Annotated in this window: 17 protein-coding genes; 7 read left to right on the top strand and 10 right to left on the bottom strand. The window is 65.0% G+C overall.

Features of this window, described 5'->3' with window-relative positions:
- Positions 1-1,401: 1,401 nt before the first annotated feature.
- The gene (locus GPA21_RS13960; protein ID WP_168988740.1) at positions 1,402-1,710 is read right to left on the bottom strand and encodes a hypothetical protein; all 309 of its coding nucleotides are present in this window, start codon (positions 1,708-1,710) and stop codon (positions 1,402-1,404) included.
- Positions 1,707-2,141, bottom strand: coding sequence for a conjugal transfer protein TraD (locus tag GPA21_RS13955; RefSeq protein ID WP_168988746.1), 435 nt, complete (start codon positions 2,139-2,141; stop codon positions 1,707-1,709). The genes GPA21_RS13960 and GPA21_RS13955 overlap by 4 nt, the downstream gene beginning before the upstream one ends.
- Positions 2,142-2,348: 207 nt before the next feature.
- Between GPA21_RS13955 and GPA21_RS13950 the strand changes: the two genes are divergently transcribed.
- Positions 2,349-3,965 (top strand): MobA/MobL family protein, encoded by a 1,617-nt coding sequence (locus tag GPA21_RS13950; RefSeq protein ID WP_211163607.1) that lies wholly within the window; start codon positions 2,349-2,351, stop codon positions 3,963-3,965.
- A gap of 549 nt (positions 3,966-4,514) precedes the next feature.
- On the opposite strand, the gene ampC is transcribed toward GPA21_RS13950, so the two are convergent.
- The 3 genes from ampC to GPA21_RS13935 form a co-directional block, all read right to left on the bottom strand.
- Complete coding sequence (gene ampC, locus GPA21_RS13945; RefSeq protein WP_211163606.1) at positions 4,515-5,678, bottom strand: class C beta-lactamase; 1,164 nt, start codon at positions 5,676-5,678, stop codon at positions 4,515-4,517.
- A 217-nt stretch (positions 5,679-5,895) separates the two neighbouring features.
- Entirely contained in the window at positions 5,896-6,180 is a 285-nt protein-coding gene (locus GPA21_RS13940; RefSeq protein WP_011342942.1) for a type II toxin-antitoxin system RelE/ParE family toxin, read from the bottom strand.
- Complete coding sequence (locus tag GPA21_RS13935) at positions 6,177-6,455, bottom strand: hypothetical protein (RefSeq protein ID WP_011342941.1); 279 nt, start codon at positions 6,453-6,455, stop codon at positions 6,177-6,179. The genes GPA21_RS13940 and GPA21_RS13935 overlap by 4 nt, the downstream gene beginning before the upstream one ends.
- 292 nt (positions 6,456-6,747) lie before the next feature.
- Here GPA21_RS13935 and GPA21_RS13930 point away from each other — a divergent pair, with 292 nt between their 5' ends.
- The 3 genes from GPA21_RS13930 (at position 6,748) to GPA21_RS13920 (ending at position 11,534) form a co-directional block, all read left to right on the top strand.
- Complete coding sequence (locus GPA21_RS13930) at positions 6,748-7,287, top strand: recombinase family protein (protein WP_287170421.1); 540 nt, start codon at positions 6,748-6,750, stop codon at positions 7,285-7,287.
- On the top strand, positions 7,284-10,313 hold the full coding sequence (locus tag GPA21_RS13925) for a Tn3 family transposase (protein WP_012077404.1): 3,030 nt from the start codon (positions 7,284-7,286) through the stop codon (positions 10,311-10,313). Before GPA21_RS13930 ends, GPA21_RS13925 begins: the two co-directional genes overlap by 4 nt.
- 306 nt (positions 10,314-10,619) lie before the next feature.
- Positions 10,620-11,534 carry a DNA-binding protein gene (locus tag GPA21_RS13920; protein WP_246261970.1) on the top strand — a complete coding sequence of 305 codons (915 nt, stop codon included), beginning with the start codon at positions 10,620-10,622 and terminating at the stop codon, positions 11,532-11,534.
- Between the two features lie 128 nt (positions 11,535-11,662).
- Here the strand turns inward: GPA21_RS13920 and GPA21_RS13915 are convergent, their stop codons facing one another.
- The 3 genes from GPA21_RS13915 to GPA21_RS13905 form a co-directional block, all read right to left on the bottom strand.
- Positions 11,663-12,010: a hypothetical protein gene (locus GPA21_RS13915; protein ID WP_246261969.1), complete on the bottom strand. Its 348-nt coding sequence runs from the start codon at positions 12,008-12,010 to the stop codon at positions 11,663-11,665.
- 161 nt (positions 12,011-12,171) lie between these two features.
- Positions 12,172-12,693, bottom strand: a complete 522-nt coding sequence (locus GPA21_RS13910; RefSeq protein ID WP_168988744.1) for a GNAT family N-acetyltransferase — start codon at positions 12,691-12,693, stop codon at positions 12,172-12,174.
- Positions 12,690-12,971 carry a type II toxin-antitoxin system TacA family antitoxin gene (locus GPA21_RS13905; protein ID WP_168988743.1) on the bottom strand — a complete coding sequence of 94 codons (282 nt, stop codon included), beginning with the start codon at positions 12,969-12,971 and terminating at the stop codon, positions 12,690-12,692. The genes GPA21_RS13910 and GPA21_RS13905 overlap by 4 nt, the downstream gene beginning before the upstream one ends.
- A gap of 70 nt (positions 12,972-13,041) precedes the next feature.
- On the opposite strand from GPA21_RS13905, the gene GPA21_RS13900 reads away from it, so the two are divergent.
- A complete protein-coding gene (locus GPA21_RS13900) occupies positions 13,042-13,362 on the top strand; it encodes a hypothetical protein (RefSeq protein ID WP_019186215.1) in 321 nt (106 codons plus the stop codon).
- Between the two features lie 30 nt (positions 13,363-13,392).
- On the opposite strand, the gene GPA21_RS13895 is transcribed toward GPA21_RS13900, so the two are convergent.
- Both GPA21_RS13895 and GPA21_RS13890 read right to left on the bottom strand, forming a co-directional pair.
- A complete protein-coding gene (locus GPA21_RS13895; protein WP_211163605.1) occupies positions 13,393-15,138 on the bottom strand; it encodes an alpha/beta hydrolase in 1,746 nt (581 codons plus the stop codon).
- Entirely contained in the window at positions 15,138-15,377 is a 240-nt protein-coding gene (locus tag GPA21_RS13890; protein ID WP_168988742.1) for a PIN domain-containing protein, read from the bottom strand. The genes GPA21_RS13895 and GPA21_RS13890 overlap by 1 nt, the downstream gene beginning before the upstream one ends.
- 146 nt (positions 15,378-15,523) lie before the next feature.
- On the opposite strand from GPA21_RS13890, the gene GPA21_RS21290 reads away from it, so the two are divergent.
- Together GPA21_RS21290 and GPA21_RS13880 are read left to right on the top strand one after the other, a co-directional pair.
- Positions 15,524-15,733, top strand: a complete 210-nt coding sequence (locus GPA21_RS21290; RefSeq protein WP_168988741.1) for an RHS repeat domain-containing protein — start codon at positions 15,524-15,526, stop codon at positions 15,731-15,733.
- A 16-nt stretch (positions 15,734-15,749) separates the two neighbouring features.
- Complete coding sequence (locus GPA21_RS13880; RefSeq protein WP_150982902.1) at positions 15,750-16,094, top strand: RHS repeat domain-containing protein; 345 nt, start codon at positions 15,750-15,752, stop codon at positions 16,092-16,094.
- Positions 16,095-16,277 lie beyond the last annotated feature (183 nt).

Raw genomic sequence — 16,277 nt, 5'->3', positions numbered from 1 at the left:
CACGCTGAATCGGACCCCCCCTAGCACGCTGAATCGGACCCCCCCAAAACCTGTAAGGTTTGCCGTTAAGTTTTTCCTGTAATTTTTAACCGGTAATTGGCCCCCGCTCGCTGTGGAAAAGTTCGCGCAACGGAACCGGGCAAGGGGCACCCCTACGGGGTTCCCCCGGCTTCGCCGGCCCCCCCTCCCCTTTATCGAGGCCCCCAGAGGGGGCCGGATGGTCCCCCGGTCGCAACTCAACCGCCCAGGCCAAGAACAAGCCGCATCGGTGCGCTACCGCCGCAAGGTTAGGCAGAAAAAGCAGGAGGCCGCCGCCCGTGCGCTGAACATGCCTCGTCGGTTTGCCGTCGCCCGCCTTCGCGCCCTTCGGGCTTGACCTGAAACCGCTTCGGTTTCAGGGCTTCCCGCGTCGGTACTTGCCCGACTGGCTGCGGGGGCAGGCCCAGCGGGCTACGCCCTTGTTCCTCCCCCTTGCCGATAGGCTGGGGGCGCTCCTGTCGCGTCAAGGGCCGGGGCTGCGCCCCTCTCCATCCCGGCCCGTGTCCTCGCCCGTGCCGGGCTGCGGGCCGCACCAGCCGGGATTCCGACCCTTGACCCGCCATCCGCTTGAACACCAGGGGGAACCCCGCCGCGCTCGTTGGCGCGGCAGACCATCCAGGCCGGTGACAGGTGGCCTAGACCGTGACGGATGACCTGCGCGCACCACATCGAGGGGAATAAAGGCGGTTTCGCCTGCCCGCTGGCCGCGTTTCCGGGGCCGTGGTGGCGTTTTTGGGGTCGTCTCAGAAAACGGGCAACAAGAATAAACAAGTAAAAACCCCGGCGCACCGGGCACGGGGCACCCCTGCGGGGTTCCCCCACGCCTACGGCGCGGCTCCCCCTCCCGCAAATCGTGGCCCCCAGCGGGGGCCGCATGGTTCCCCCAGCTTCGCGCCCTGCGGGCTTGACCAGCCCCCTTCGGGCTGGACCCCCGCATGGGGTCTTGCCCCATACGCCGCGGGAGCAGGGGGCGGGCTGCGCCCTTCTCCTGCTCCCCGGCTGAGGCTATCGGGGTTCCGTAGGCGTCAAGGGCCGGGCTTCGCCCTCTCCGGGGCTGCCCGTGTCCTCGCCCTACGGGCTGCGGGCCGCGCCAGCAGCCCCTACGCCCTTGACCCCTACTCCACCCCTAGGGCGGCCTAGAAAACGCCTCCTGGCGCTTTCTAGGCGGCTTCCTGGGCATTTCTGAGCGTAGGGGCAGGGTCAAGGCTCGCGTAGCGACCGCGCAGCGGCTTGGCCTTGACGCTGAACCGCAGCGGCCAGCCTGGCGACAGGGGGCAGGACAAAGGGCGCAGCCCGCCAGGACTGCCCCCTGAGCCTCCCGGCGGCGAGGGCGGAGGTCTGGAGGCAGCGCCTCCAGGGTGTTCAGGACTTGGGCAGGGTGATGCGGGTCGGCAGATCGTCGGACGGGCCTTCGTCGTCCAGAAAGGCCGGTTCCTCGTCGGCGGGCCGGGTGGCGAGCCACGCGGAGGCCTCGGCCAAGGCATCCTCGTAGGCCGCCTTCTCGGCCATCTCGCGCTCGTTCGCCTCGTCGGTGGCCGGGAAGGCCGACAGGTAGGGCGACAGCGGGAACACCCCGCCGCCCACTTCCTCGCCGTTCTCCAGCAGCCGCAGCCGCCAGCCGCCGCCCAGTTCGGCGGGGCGGGGGTCGATGGCATAGCCGTAATCCGTCATCGCCGCGCCCTCTCGGCCATCAGGGCATCGCCTTTGGCCTTCCAAGCTGCCCTCTTGGCGTCATCGACCTGGGCCTCGGCCAGCGACACCAGAGCGCCCAGCAGCTCGCCCCGGTCGCGGGTCGGCTTGCCGGTCTTGGTATCGACCAGCCCGGCCAGGATCATCAGGCCCGCCGACTCGTACAGCTCATGGTCGCGGGCTTTCCTCTCGGCGGCCTTCTCGGCGTTGATGATGCGGGCGGCGTCGGCGCGGGCCTTCTGGGCGCGTTCGGCGGCCTTCTCGGCGCGTACCAGGGCGGCCAGTTTGCGGCCATCGTCGGCGGTGCGGTCGGGCTTGTCGGCCAGCATCAGCAGCAGGCGCTGTTGATCGCTGGGAGCCTTCAAGCCGCGCAGGTATGCCAGCCGTTCGGCCAGCCACTTATCTTGCGTCATGGGTGCGTCTCCCTCTGTGATGGAGGCTCCCATTTTACGCGGAAGGTGGCCGGGGCGCGACGGCTGCGGTATCCTTCCGTTTTACGGAAGGCGCGCTTAGTTGTTTCTCGGCAAGCCGAGAAACAGCGCGGTCTGCGACGCCAAAACCAGCCGCCTTCAGCGGCTAAAAACAGGAGCGGGCGAGCGGTGGCAATCGGGCGATTGAGCATGAAGGTAGGCAAGGCCGGTAAGGCCGGGCCTCATGCCGCCTACATCGCCCGCGAAGGCCAGTACGCCAACCGCCTAGAGCGCGGCGAGAAGTTGGAAGCGACCGAGGCGGGCAACATGCCCGCCTGGGCGCAGTCCAACCCGCTGGCCTTCTGGCAGGCCGCCGACGCCTACGAGCGCAAGAACGGCACCACCTACCGCGAAATGGAGATAGCCCTTCCGCGTGAGTTGGACGCCGAGCAGCGGGCCGCGCTGGTGCGCGAGTTTGTACGCCAGGAGATAGGCGACCGGCACGCCTACCAGTGGGCGATCCACACGCCCACGGCGGCAGACGGCCAGGAACAGCCGCACGTGCATCTGATGTTCTCGGAGCGGCAGCGCGACGGCATCGAGCGCGACCCGGAGCAGTACTTCAAGCGGTACAACGCCAAGGCCCCGGAGAAGGGCGGCGCACGCAAGGGCTACGGCCCGAGCGCGGGCCAGACCTTGACCAAGGCCGAGCGGGCCGCCGAGCTGAAAGAGCTGCGCGGGCGCTGGGGGGCCATGTGCAATGCGCACCTGGAGCGTGCCGGGGTGGAGCAGCGCATCGACATGCGCAGCCACGCCGAGCGCGGCACCGGCCTGGAGCCGGAGCGCAAGCAGTTGCCGAGCCAGTGGCGCGGCCAGGGCCGGGCGAACGTGATCGAGTTCCGGCAGGCCCGCGCCGAGCTGGCCGAGGCCCGCCAGGAGCTGGCCCGCGCCGTGCCCGACGCCCGCGCCGAGGTCATCCACCTGGAGGCCGAGCGGCAGCGCCGCGAACAGGCCCAGCGGGAGGCCTGCGAGCGGGCCGAGCGGGAGAAGGCGCAGCAGGAGCGCCAGCGCCTGGAGCGCATGAGCAGCCGCGAGCTGGCCGCCGAGATTGCCAAGCTACGCCCGCCGCCCGTGCGCGACCTGGTAGAGCGCGACCCCGCCGTCATCGAGGCCGACCAGCAGCGCCGCGCCCTGGAGGAGCAGCACCACGACGCCTGCACCCGCGAGGCGATGGCACGCCACGAGGCAGAGCAGTGGCGGCAGGCGCACCCGCTCCGCGCCAAGGCGCACGACTCCGGCCTGTTCCGGTCGGCCTATCTGGACGAACGCGCCAAGATCGAGGCCGAGGCCCGCCAAGAGTGGCTGACCGTGGCCCCGCGCATCGAGGACGCCGCGCTACGCGGGCGGCAGGCCCGCAGCGATGCCGAGGTGCGGATCACCGTCGAGCAGACGCCGATCCGGGCCAAGGTGGCCGAGCTGGAAGCCTTGCAGAAGGAGAAGGCCCGCCAGGAGCGCGAGGCCGAGGCCAAGCGGCTTGCGCAGAAGCGCATCGAGGCCGAGCGGGAGGCGGTGCCCAAGGACTTCAAGCTGATGGCGCAGAAGCGCGAGCTGCGCGTCGGCGGATGGGGCGACCGGGGCGAGCAGTGGCAGGCCGCGCCGGAGGGCCTGAAGAAGCTGATCGACGGCTACAACGCCGCACCGAAGGAGATGCGCCCCGCCATCCTCGACCGCATCCTCAACGATGGTCAGCGCCGCGAGCAGGTGCGCGAGCTGCTGGCCGAGCAGCGGCAGCAGTACCGCGCCAACGACCGAGGCATGAGCCGCTAGAGCGGGAGCTGCCCCTGCGGATCGCGCATGAAGGGGACGTCTCAGAAAACGGAAAATAAAGTACGTTAAGCCATTGGCATGGCCACCGCTCTCGCAAACGATCATTTTCAAGAAGCCACCGTGAGAATGCGGGCCGCGCCAGTGCTGGCCTTGTCCGTCCCGTTCTCGAAAACCGCTCTCGAATCGAGCCGCCGAGACTGCCGAGTTTCGAGAACAGCCGAAACGCCGCTTCCAGGGGTTCTAAGCCGGAACCGCCGAAAATTCCGTCAGCCGATCAACGTGGCTTGTCCCGCGCCCGGTCGATGGGGTAGACCCAACAGTCGTGTCACTAGCCGCCATTTCGATCACGGCAATGCCAGCCGGACGTCACGTCCAGATTGTTCCGGTCTGGATGAGGCCGACTGACGTCTCGGATGACGGGTGGCATACAACTGCTGTGAGTCCTGCAGGGGGGCAGCTGCCTGACCGGACGGCGAGCATCAGCCCATCTCATGTATTAGTCATGTCAGCTTTGACACTGCGCACGCGACGGCACCCGACCCAAAGCTGTCATTGTTTCCCGGTTAGATTGCTATAAATTTTGTGAGCAATTTCCACCCTTTCGGCATTGGGGTAGTTCTTATTGGCCAGCAACACAACCCCAAAGCGCTCTTCAGGCACAAACGCAACGTAAGCACCGAAGCCGTTGGTGGCACCAGTCTTGTTAACCCACACATTGCTTTCAGGTGTGGCTGCAGGAACCTTAGCGCTTACTGGGGTCGGATTCAGGATAAGCTTGGGAGCATTGCCTTCTTGCAGCGTAGGCAAGTCAACAGGCATTGCGTATTCCTCCCAGATGAGGCCTTGAGTCATCTGGCCTACGCTGAAATAGCGCCTGCGGGTATTGTTTAAAGCCGCTTGCAGCATGCTATCCAAGGGCAACATGCCCATGTTGGCCTTCAAAAAGGTGCTCAGGTCAGAAGCCGTGGTTTTGATGCCATAGGCTTCACTGTCCAACATACCTGGATTGACACGCACAGGCTTCTTATCCTTGTTGTAGCCCCAAGCGTAGCTGGACATCTTCTGTGCAGGGACGCTCAGATAAGTGCTCGTGAGACCAAGGGGCTGGAAAATGGCTTGAGTCATGGCGGTGCTGAAATCTTGACCCAGACTTTTCGCCGTGATCCACCCTAAAGCACCGATGCTCGGGTTTGCATAAGTACGCATCGTGCCGGCTCTGAATGCAGGCTTCCAGGTGCGGAAGTATTCCAGAAGCTGCTCCCGAGTTTGGACCTCATCAGGCACCTGCAGAGGAATGCCGCCAAGGGTGTGCGTTCCAAGATGGAAAAGCTGCAAGTTGCCGAAGTCCGTGCCAGCCAACTCCGGTAAGTATCTTGCTGCGGTATCGGTCAGCTTCAGCTTCCCAGTGACTTCTGCGTGCGTCGCCAGTGTGGCTGTGAAGGTCTTGCTGATAGAGCCAATCTCAAAAATCGTCTCGTCAGTTACCGGTGTTTGTTTCTCAACATCTGACACGCCATAGTTTAAGACATAAGTCTTGTCCCCCAATACCAATGCCACAGCCATACCAGGAATCTGGTTCTTTTCCATGGCAGGCAGCACGACTGCAGAGATGGCTTTCATTGCTTCAGCATCGGAAATCTCAGCAGCATTGACAGCCGAGCCAAGACCAAAGACAGCGGCTGTCAGAAGGACAGTAAACAGACGGTTTTTCAATTTTTACCTTACGGGTGAAGGAGGAAAGCCAACGCTGGCACTTGCGATGCAATTGAGTGCTGTAGCGCTACGAGCTGGGGATTCTAAAAAATTTGATAGCAAATTGGCTCGGCATCGCGGAGCGATGAGTGACTGCTTCTGGCCGCCTGCCGCCGACCGCGGTCTGGCTCGAAAGCAGTCTGTCAACGCGCCGTTTCATTGTTGCCATGATCATATCTTAATCGCGCACAGGCGGCCACAGGCGGGCAGTATGAACCAGCGTCAGTATCCACACCGTTTCGCCGTCGATCTGATACACCAGGCGATAGCTTTCGTGCGGGATCAACTCGCGGGTCCCGGGAATCTTTCCCGGCTTGCCCAGCATGGGGTGCTGGATCAAGCGGGCGGCCGCGTCGCTGAAAATCTCATCCATCCGGGCCGCCGCGCGCGGATTGTCGGCTGCGATGTAGTCCCACACATCGGCACGGTCTTGCTGCGCTTCGGGCGTCCAAACAACCCTCACGCCTGGCTCGCCACACTGGCACGCCGTGCGGCGAATTCGGCCTCAACTTCATCGTTCGACCGCCCCAATCCAGCGCGCATCGAAGCCCGGCCGGCTTCGACCTTGCGGCGCAGGAACTCGTCGTACTCGCGCGACTCGCGCTGGCGCTGAACGAACTCGCGCATCAGCTCGCGCAGCACTTGCGACGCCGGGCGATGGGCCGCCTCGGCTTCGGCCATAAACTCGGCGCGCAACTCAGGCTCCAGCTTCATCGTGAAAACGGCTTGTTTTGACATGATCGGGGCCTCCTGCCACTTGATACTAACAAAGTATATACGCCGTCATTACTAAGCGCTATTCACAGAACGCTGCAAGGCGGGCGTGCGCTAGGCCAAGGCCTGTCGGAAAACATTTGTTTTTCGACAGGCCTTCAACGGTCCTCTGCACCAACCTCCGAGTGGCCGCAAAATTGTGCGGAAAACTCTGTCGCCAGACGCTACCATACGGAAACCTCGTCTTAATGGTTTTCCGCTTATGTTGGTAGGTTACATGCGCGTGTCGTCGGACTCCGACCGCCAGAGCACGAACTTGCAGCGCGATGCGCTGCTCGCCGTCGGCGTCGATGCGCGGCATCTGTTCGAGGATCATGCTTCCGGCGCGAAGGACGACCGCGCGGGCCTGGCGCGGGCGCTCGAATTCGTTCGCCCTGGCGACGTGTTGGTCGTGTGGAAGCTCGACCGGCTCGGCCGTTCGTTGTCGCACTTGCTCGCCATCGTGACCTCGCTCAAGAAAAAGCAGGTGGCGTTCCGCTCGCTGACGGAGAACCTGGATACCACGACGCCCTCGGGCGAGTTTCTGTTCCAGGTGTTCGGCGCGCTCGCGCAGTACGAACGCGCCTTGATCCAGGAACGTGTCGTCGCCGGTCTGGCTGCCGCCCGCAAACGCGGCCGGATCGGCGGCCGGCCGCAGGCGATCACCGGCGAGAAGCTGGAGGCCATCGTCGCTGCGCTCGATGGCGGCATGTCCAAGGCGGCGGTGTGCCGCAACTTCGGCGTCAAGCGAACCACGCTGATCGAGACCCTGGCACGGGTTGGTTGGACGGGCTCTCGTGGAGCGTCATCGCGATGACGACCAAGAGCGAACGATTGACCGTCCTGTCGGACGCCGAGCAGGAAGCCCTGTACGGCCTGCCGGACTTCGACGACGCCCAGCGGCTGGAATACTTGGCGTTGACTGAAACCGAACTGGCGCTCGCCAGCAGCCGGCCTGGTCTCCATGCCCAGGTCTATTGCATCTTGCAGATCGGTTACTTCAAGGCCAAGCATGCCTTCTTCCGCTTCGACTGGAGTGAGGTCGAGCACGATTGCGCCTTCGTGCTGAGCCGCTACTTCCACGGCGAGTCCTTCGAGCACAAGCCAATCTCCAAGCACGAGCACTACACCCAGCGCGAGTGGATTGCCGATCTGTTCGGCTACCGGCCGTGGGCGGCCGAGTTCCTGGCGCAGCTCGCGCAGCAGGCCGCGCAGACCGTGCGGCGCGACGTGATGCCGGGGTTCATCGCCGCCGAGCTGATCGTCTGGCTAAACGAGCACAAGATCATCCGGCCCGGCTATACCACCCTGCAAGAGCTGGTGAGCGAAGCCCTGTCCGCCGAGCGTCGGCGGCTGGCTGGCCTGCTGTCGGAAGTGTTGGACGAATCGGCCAAGGCCGCGCTGGGTCGGCTTCTAGTGCGTGACGACACCCTGTCGCAATTGGCGGCGCTCAAGCAGGACGCCAAGGACTTTGGCTGGCGTCAGATGGCCCGCGAACGCGAAAAGCGCGCCACGCTGGAGCCGCTGCACCGGATCGCCAAGGCGCTGCTGCCCAAGCTCGGCGTCTCGCAGCAGAATCTGCTGTACTACGCCAGCCTGGCGAACTTCTACACCGTCCACGATCTACGCAACCTGAAGGCCGATCAGACCTACCTCTACCTGCTTTGCTATGCCTGGGTGCGCTACCGGCAGCTTTCCGACAACCTGGTCGATGCGATGGCCTACCACATGAAGCAGTTGGAGGACGAAAGCAGTGCGGGCGCAAAGCAATCCTTTGTCGCCGAGCAGGTGCGCCGTCAGCAAGACACACCGCAGGTCGGCCGCCTGCTGTCGCTTTACATCGACGACAGCGTGCCCGATCCCACGCCGTTCGGCGATGTGCGCCAGCGCGCCTACAAAATCATGCCCCGCGATACGCTGCAAACCACCGCGCAGCGCATGAGCGTGAAGCCGGTGAGCAAGCTGGCTTTGCACTGGCAGGCGGTGGACGGCCTGGCTGAGCGCATCCGCCGCCATCTTCGGCCGCTGTATGTCGCGCTCGACCTCGCTGGCACTGATCCGGGCAGCCCGTGGCTCGTGGCGCTGGCCTGGGCCAAGGACGTGTTCGCCAAACAGCAGCGCCTATCGCAACGGCCGCTCGCCGAATGTCCAGCGGCCACGCTGCCGAAACGCTTGCGACCGTACCTGCTGACCTTCGATGCCGATGGCAAGCCGACGGACCTGCATGCCGACCGCTACGAGTTCTGGCTGTACCGCCAGGTCAGGAAGCGCTTCCAGTCGGGTGAACTCTACCTCGACGACAGCTTGCAGCACCGGCATTTTTCCGACGAGCTGGTTTCGCTGGATGAGAAGGCCGCCGTGCTGGCGCAGATCGACATCCCGTTCCTGCGGCAGCCACTCGATGCCCAGCTCGATGCGCTCGCGACCGAGCTGCGCGCTCAGTGGCTGGCCTTCAACCGCGAGCTGAAGCAGGGCAAGCTGACGCACCTAGAATACGACAAGGACACGCAGAAGCTGACATGGCGCAAGCCCAAGGGCGAGAACCAGAAGGCGCGCGAGAAGGCGTTCTACGAGCAACTGCCGTTCTGCGACGTGGCCGACGTGTTCCGCTTCGTCAACGGCCAGTGCCAGTTCCTGTCGGCGCTGACGCCTTTGCAGCCGCGCTATGCGAAGAAGGTCGCCGACGCCGACAGCCTGATGGCGGTCATCATCGCGCAGGCGATGAACCACGGCAACCAGGTCATGGCACGCACCAGCGACATCCCGTACCACGTGCTGGAGAGCGCCTACCAACAGTACCTGCGCCACGCAACGCTGCACGCGGCCAACGACTGCATCAGCAACGCCATCGCCGCGCTGCCGATCTTCCCGTACTACTCGTTCGACCTCGATGCACTGTACGGTGCCGTCGATGGTCAGAAATTCGGCGTCGAGCGGCCGACCGTGAAAGCGCGCCACTCGCGCAAATACTTTGGGCGCGGCAAGGGCGTGGTCGCCTACACGCTGCTGTGCAACCACGTGCCGCTCAACGGCTACCTGATCGGCGCGCACGATTACGAGGCCCATCACGTGTTCGACATCTGGTATCGCAACACGTCGGACATCGTGCCGACCGCGATCACCGGCGACATGCACAGCGTCAACAAGGCCAACTTCGCTATCCTGCACTGGTTCGGCCTGCGTTTCGAGCCGCGCTTCACCGACCTTGGCGATCAGTTGAAGGAACTCTACAGTGCCGACGATCCGGCGCTGTACGATCAGTGCCTGATCCGGCCGGCCGGGAGAATCGACCGCGATCTCATAGTCAGCGAGAAGCCGAACCTCGACCAGATTGTCGCCACGCTCGGACTGAAGGAGATGACGCAGGGCACGCTGATCCGCAAGCTATGCACCTACACCGCGCCGAACCCCACGCGGCGCGCGGTGTTCGAGTTCGACAAGCTCATCCGCAGCATCTACACGCTGCGCTACCTGCGCGATCCGCAACTGGAGCGCAACGTTCACCGCTCACAGAACCGCATCGAGTCCTATCACCAGCTACGCTCAACCATCGCCCAGGTCGGCGGCAAGAAGGAATTGACCGGGCGCACCGACATCGAAATTGAGATCAGCAACCAGTGCGCCAGGCTGATCGCCAACGCGGTCATCTTCTACAACTCGGCCATCCTCTCGCGGCTGCTGATGAAGTACGAGGCGAGCGGCAACGCCAAGGCGCACGCTCTCCTGACCCAGATATCGCCGGCGGCCTGGCGGCACATCCTGCTGAACGGGCATTACACCTTCCAGAGCGACGGCAAGATGATCGACCTGGATGCGCTCGTGGCGGGGCTGGAGCTGGGATGACGGAAATTTCGGCGGTTCTGGCTTAGAACCCCTTCCAGCGGCAGACGCCACACGCAAAGCCGCGCCGTTGCTGGATCGAGCATTCCTTAGCGTGCTTTAAATTCCGTTTTCTGAATCGACCCCTCCCCTAGCTATCCATCCCGCTCTGCTCGACGCAGCCCCGATTTTCCGCTGAGGAGTCGGGGCTTTTCTTCGCGCACTTGAGCGGTGCTTGGCGCGCAAGTGCGCAAATGCTTTTCGATGCGTGGTGTATCTCTTGTATTTCATATCTGTATCATGTATCGTATCAATATCAATACGAAATACATGATACGAAATACAGGAGAGATACAGATGGCCCGCGATGGAATTACTTTTGAGCAGGTCGCCGCCGCCGCCGATGCGCTGGTCGGTGAGGGGGTGCAACCGACGATCAGGGCGGTGCGCGAGCGCCTGGGGACGGGGAGCCCGAACACCGTCCACCGCCACCTCGTCGCTTGGCGTGAAGCGCGTCCCGCAACAACGGCCGCGGCGCCCGAGCTGCCCGCGCCCCTGGCGGCGGCGCTTGCAAACGAAATCCAGCGAGCGGCCGCGCAGGCGCGAGCCGAAGTCGAGTCGCGTCTCGTGCAAACTCAGTCGGAAGCTGCCGATCTGGCGGCTGCCGGCGAAGCGCTCGAGGCCGAGCGTGACGCGCTGCTCGAGCAGGTCGCTGCGCTGACGACTGAGCGTGACACCCTGGCTGGCAAGGCGCAGCAGCAGGCCGTTGACTTGGCCGAGGCGCAGCAGCGTATCGAGCGCGAGCAGCAGGCCGCTGAGTCCGCCCGCGTGGAGGTCGCGACGGCCCGTCTCAAGATCGAGGCGCAGGCCGAGCGCCAGGTCGAGCAGACGGCCGAGCTCGAGCGCCTACGTGCGGCGTTGTCTGAAGCGCAGCAAGGGCGCATCGCCGCCGAGCAGCAGGCGGCTGTACTGAGTGCGCGCCTCGAGGCGATAACCGATCGCGCGAGCCGGGCCGAGACGCGGGTGGAGGGGCTCGAGAAGCAGATCCAGCAGGCCGGGCAGGAGCTCAGCAGTGCACGGGTCCAGGTGCAGGCTCAGCAGACGGCGCTCGATGGCGCGGTGCGGGACATCGAGGCGGCGAAGCGCCAGGTGGAAGAGGCGCGGGCGCAGGCGAAGAAGGCCGGGGAGGAAGCGGCCGAGCTGCGGGGGCGTTTGGCTGCGGCTGCTGTCCCTGGCAAGGAGTAAGCGCCGGTCGGGGTGGTGTGAGGTGGGGCGCTTTGGACGAAACGGTGCGGACTGTCCAATGCACGGACCGCTGGGCAGCGAACCGGTCACTGCCTGGGGTCGTCTCAGAAAACGGAAAATAAAGCACGCTAAGCCGTCCCCGGCTTCTCGATCGGCACGGCCCACCATTCCTGCGCGTGCTGCGCCGTGGTCGGCCGGTTCGAGGTGTCGACCTGGAACCCGCGCAGCAGCAGCCCGCGCGGCGTGATCCGCAGCACCTGAACGTCAAACAGCGGCGGCAACAAGCCGCGCTTGGCCGAGGTTCCCCAGCGCTCCCAAAGCTGCGCGGCGTGCAGTGGCCGCTTCTCGGCGGTTCCGATCGGAATGTCGCCGATGCTCAGGGTGCCGATCGTGCCGGGGTCGGCCAGGCACTCCTCGCGCGGGCGGCGAACCCCGGCCACCATCAGCTCGACGGGGAAGATAGAGAAAACGGACAAAATAGTACGCTAAGCGTGCGGCCTGTCAGGTTGAGGCCCTAGAGGTTGCAGGCGAGTCGTCAGAAAATGCTGGAATCGGCCCTATTCTGACACTGCCCAAGGTTCCGGCCTGACGCCCAGTTAGGGCATAGCCCAGCCTGACGCGCACGAATGCCACCGGCTTAGCGCGCTCGATTTTCCGTTTTCCGAGACGCCTCCACCGTTGCCAGCGGCAGGAAGAGCGTGAACGGTGAGTCGGGCAAAGCGATGAAGCCATGATGTCGGTAGAAGGCCGCTGCCGCCTCGTCCTTGGCATCCACGATCAAGGCATAGGCGGCAATCTCGGAACGGACAGCACGGTCGAGCGCATCGGCCAGCAGTGCGCCGCCCAGCCCTTGCCCTTTGAAAGCCTGATCGACGGCCAAGCGGCCCATGCGAACCGCTGGGACGGTCGGATAGCGCGGCAGCTTCTTGCCGACACTGGCCGGGAGATCGGTCAGCAGCAGGCTTGCCGACGCCAGCGTGTAGTAGCCCGCGATGCGCTGCCCTTCCGCCAACGCCACGAAGCAGGCAGCCACACGGCGGCGAACATCTTGGGTGACTTGTTCCCGCAGATAGCGCTCAAGCGGTTCTGAACCGCAGTTGAACGCTGCGCGAACATGCGCGGCATCGAGCGGCGTGAGCCGGAACGGTGCGCTGCTCATTCAGTACGCAAGAGCTTGCGGCGACGGGCGAAAGCGCGTTCCAAGGCCGGGCCCAGTTGCGGCGGCGACAGCAACGCTTGTGCAAAGCACTCCTGATCGGCCAGCGACAGGCGGATGACCTCGGCTTGCTCGATGGCGCGTTGCGCGGCGTCCTGGACGGCAGCGACCACGAAATCAGTCATGGTGCGCCCCTGAAGTTCAGCGGCGCGCTTGAGCATCGAATGCAGATCGGTGCTGATCCGGGCTTCGAGGCGAGCGGTAGAAATGGCTGCGGGCATAGTCTTGTCCTCCTGCCGAAATGATACGGCAGATCGCCGTACATGGCCACGCCACGACCAGCATTGGGAAGTGGCCGGCAAGCTCGCCCGGCGCGAGGGCGAGGTGCGCTACGGACGCGGCAGCGGGCCGTGGTTCGACTCGGCCACCGACTTCGCCGCGCTACAGCTGCGCTACGAGGTGGTCTACGCCTGGCACGCGCTGGCCGAATACCGCTGGCTGGACGTGCAGGCCGGCGGCACGCGGCAGGGCTGGCTGGTCGGACTGGACCGCGACATCGGCAAGAACTTCCGCATCGGCGCCGGCTACAACTTCACCGAGTTCAGCGACGACCTGACCGACTTCGACTACGACCACGAGGGCTGGTTCCTCAACATGGTCGGGATGTACTGAGGGTGCCGGTCCACGCAAGACCGTCGACGTTCAGCCGTCCACGGTCTCCTCGCCGCCATCCTTGGACAGCTCTTCGGCCCGGCGCTCATCCAGGTGGCGCTGCAGGCGGGCCACGTCTTCGGGCGACCAGTCGTCGATGCCGGTGACTTCCAGCCAGGCGTTGATGTAGTGCGATGGCGCGTAGACGTGGCCGAAACCCATTGGTGCGCTCATCGACAGCGAAGTATCCATTGCCATCTGCATCATCGTCACGACCGGATACCAGCGCATCGCCGGGGATACGTCCGGCGGGCGCGGGGCATCGAGCAGTTCCGGTTCGCGGAAGAAGCCGTGACGGTCGAAGAACGTCACCGCGTCGCTGCCGTACTGCAGGTAGACCACGCGCATCGGGCCCCACGGCGTGCCGGGCGGGGTGGAGCTGCCGTCCTGGTTCATGAAGCGGACGAACGAGCCGTCCTGGAACTGCGGCAGCCACACCGGCGAACCGGGATTGCGCGAGCGGGTCAGCCCGGCCCACTTGCTGGCGGCGAACGGAGGTCCGCTCCAGACCGCGCCATCGAATGGTTCGCCGAGCAGCTCGAACATCTCGAACGAGCGTTCCGAATTGAGCGCGCCCAGGCTCAGGCCGTGCAGGTACAGCTTCGGCCGCCGCTCGGGCGGCAGCGTGCGCCAGTAGCCGTAGACCTCGCGGAACAGTGCGCGCGCGGTGACCCCGCCTGTGTCCGGATCCAGGAACAGCGTCAGCGGACTGGACAGGTACGAGTACTGCACCGCGACGCTGGCCACATCGCCGCGGTAGAGATATTCGATGCCGTCGATGCCGGACGGGTCGACCCAACCGGTGCCGGTCGGAGTGATGATGATCAGCGCCTTGCGCTCGAAGCCGCCGACGCGCTTGAGTTCTTCCAGCGCCAGCTGGGCGCGCTCTTCGGGCGTGTCGCCGGTGGGCAGGCCCGCGTACACGCGCAGCGGCGCCTTGGCGCCGGGACCGGCGTAGGCGGCGAGTTCGTCGGCGGTGGGGCGGGCATCGACGTAGCGCCGGCCCATGCGCCCGAGCTGGTTCCAGGCCACTAGCGACTGCGCGCTGCCGGGGCTGTCCCATTCGGTCGGCGGCGGCATGTCGGGCGGGATCAGTGCATCGGCCTGGCGATAGGAGGCGTCCAGGGTGTCCAGCAACGAGGACAGGATCACGCCGTTGACCAGGCCCACCAGCAGCAGCACGCCGGCGATCGCACCGACCACGTGCGCGATCCGTCGCGGCACCTTGCGGGTGACCAGGCGCATCACCGCCTTGATGATCATCAGCGCGATGCGGCCCAGCACGACCAGCAGCAGCGCCACGACCGCCGCACCCGCGAGTACGCCCAGGATGCGCGATGGACCGGCGGGAGCCAGGTGCATCAGTTCGCGGATGATGTTTTCCCAATGCTGGCTGCGCCAAAGCGCGAGCGCGGCGATGACCGCGCAGGCGACGACCGCGATACGGCGGCGACGCGGCTGTCCCGCCGGCCCGGGGAGCAGCAGCTCCAGGTATCCCCACAGCCAGCGCAGCAGCACGCCCAGGCCGTAGCCGGCGGCCAGGCACATGCCCGACAGCACCGCCTGCGCGACCGTGATCCGTGGCGTGAGGCTGGGCGTGAGCGAGGCGGCGAAGAACAACGTCCCCAGCACGAGCCCGGTATTGCCAAGGCGCGCCAGCAGCGAACGCCGGAGCCGGGTGAACCAGCCATCGGATGTAGTACCGGAAGCGAGTGCAGCGTCGTCGTCCTGTCGCATCAAGTATCCCCTGCGAGTGGTCCCCTTGGGCCAATATACCGGACACGGATAGGCGTTTTAACCGCATGAGGCCAAGTCAGCGATTCCATGAGATCGATGGCGCGTTGCGTCATGGCTTCCGACACCGGCAGCAAGGTTGCCGCGCGGTGCTGCAGCATCTTCTTCACCACCACGAGCTCGGCCTTGTTGCGCATGCCCTGCAGCACTTCGAGCCAGCTGATGGCCGACAGCGGGGTCACGCGCACAGGGTCAGGTCTTGTCTTTTGCCTCCCGGCAAGGCAGCCGCACCCGAGCGTCGTCGGCGCCCCCCAGGGCCACCTCTCACCGCCTACGACGGCCGGGATCTGGCGAGCGAGCGCACACCACCGCCTTCACCTACGACGGGGTGGGCAACCTCACCCAGGTCAACGGCCCGCGCACGGACGTCACCGACACCACCACGCACGCCTTCGATGCGCAGCGCCGCATCACGCAGACGACCGACGCGCTGGGCAAGCAGACGCGCTTTGGCTATGACAACGACGGCCGGCTGATCCGCACGGCGGCCCAGCTGGCTGACCGACGCCAAGGGCAACCGCACCACCTACGAATATGACGGCCACGACCGCCGGGTGAAGCTGCGCTACCCGCACCCCACCACGGTTGGCACCTCATCGACCACCGACTACGAGCAATTCACCTACAACGCCGTCGGCAGCCTCACGAGCCACCGAAAGCGCAGCGGCGAAACCATCACGCTCGCCTACGACAACCTGCACCGCCTGACCAGCCGCAGCTACCCCACGGCCGCCGACAACGTCGCCTTCGCCTACGACCTGCTGGGCCGTCGTACCCAGGCCAAGTACGCCGACAACAGCCACACCATCAACTACGTCTGGGACGGCTCACCAACACCACGGCCGGTGGCAAGAGGCTCGCCTACCACTACGATTCGGCGGCCAATGCAATCGGCTTAACGTGCTTTATTTTCCGTTTTCTGAGACGACCCCTGCCTGTGTTTCGATCGTGACTTCTAACAGCGTGATGCAAAAGGCTGTGAACGATCCGAAAAGCTTTTTGTCATAGACACATCTCCAGACTCCTTGTCCTGCAACGATGCGCGGCCAACTCGACCCCCAGTCCTCGATGTTCCACTACTT

The organism is Azoarcus taiwanensis, from assembly GCF_012910885.1.
Taxonomy (GTDB): domain Bacteria; phylum Pseudomonadota; class Gammaproteobacteria; order Burkholderiales; family Rhodocyclaceae; genus Azoarcus_F; species Azoarcus_F taiwanensis.
The sequence above is the reverse complement of the archived record's forward strand: the minus strand, read 5'-3'. Positions and strand labels throughout refer to the sequence as shown.

What these genes read in the sequence shown, in the direction of transcription:
- GPA21_RS13950 (WP_211163607.1), top strand. Translation starts at nt 2,349, where the DNA reads ATGAAGGTAGGCAAGGCCGGTAAGGCCGGGCCTCATGCCGCCTACATC.
- GPA21_RS13895 (WP_211163605.1), bottom strand. Translation starts at nt 15,138, where the DNA reads ATGCGACAGGACGACGACGCTGCACTCGCTTCCGGTACTACATCCGAT.
- GPA21_RS13935 (WP_011342941.1), bottom strand. Translation starts at nt 6,455, where the DNA reads ATGTCAAAACAAGCCGTTTTCACGATGAAGCTGGAGCCTGAGTTGCGC.
- GPA21_RS13920 (WP_246261970.1), top strand. Translation starts at nt 10,620, where the DNA reads ATGATACGAAATACAGGAGAGATACAGATGGCCCGCGATGGAATTACT.
- GPA21_RS13960 (WP_168988740.1), bottom strand. Translation starts at nt 1,710, where the DNA reads ATGACGGATTACGGCTATGCCATCGACCCCCGCCCCGCCGAACTGGGC.
- GPA21_RS13955 (WP_168988746.1), bottom strand. Translation starts at nt 2,141, where the DNA reads ATGACGCAAGATAAGTGGCTGGCCGAACGGCTGGCATACCTGCGCGGC.
- GPA21_RS13910 (WP_168988744.1), bottom strand. Translation starts at nt 12,693, where the DNA reads ATGAGCAGCGCACCGTTCCGGCTCACGCCGCTCGATGCCGCGCATGTT.
- GPA21_RS13905 (WP_168988743.1), bottom strand. Translation starts at nt 12,971, where the DNA reads ATGCCCGCAGCCATTTCTACCGCTCGCCTCGAAGCCCGGATCAGCACC.
- GPA21_RS13925 (WP_012077404.1), top strand. Translation starts at nt 7,284, where the DNA reads ATGACGACCAAGAGCGAACGATTGACCGTCCTGTCGGACGCCGAGCAG.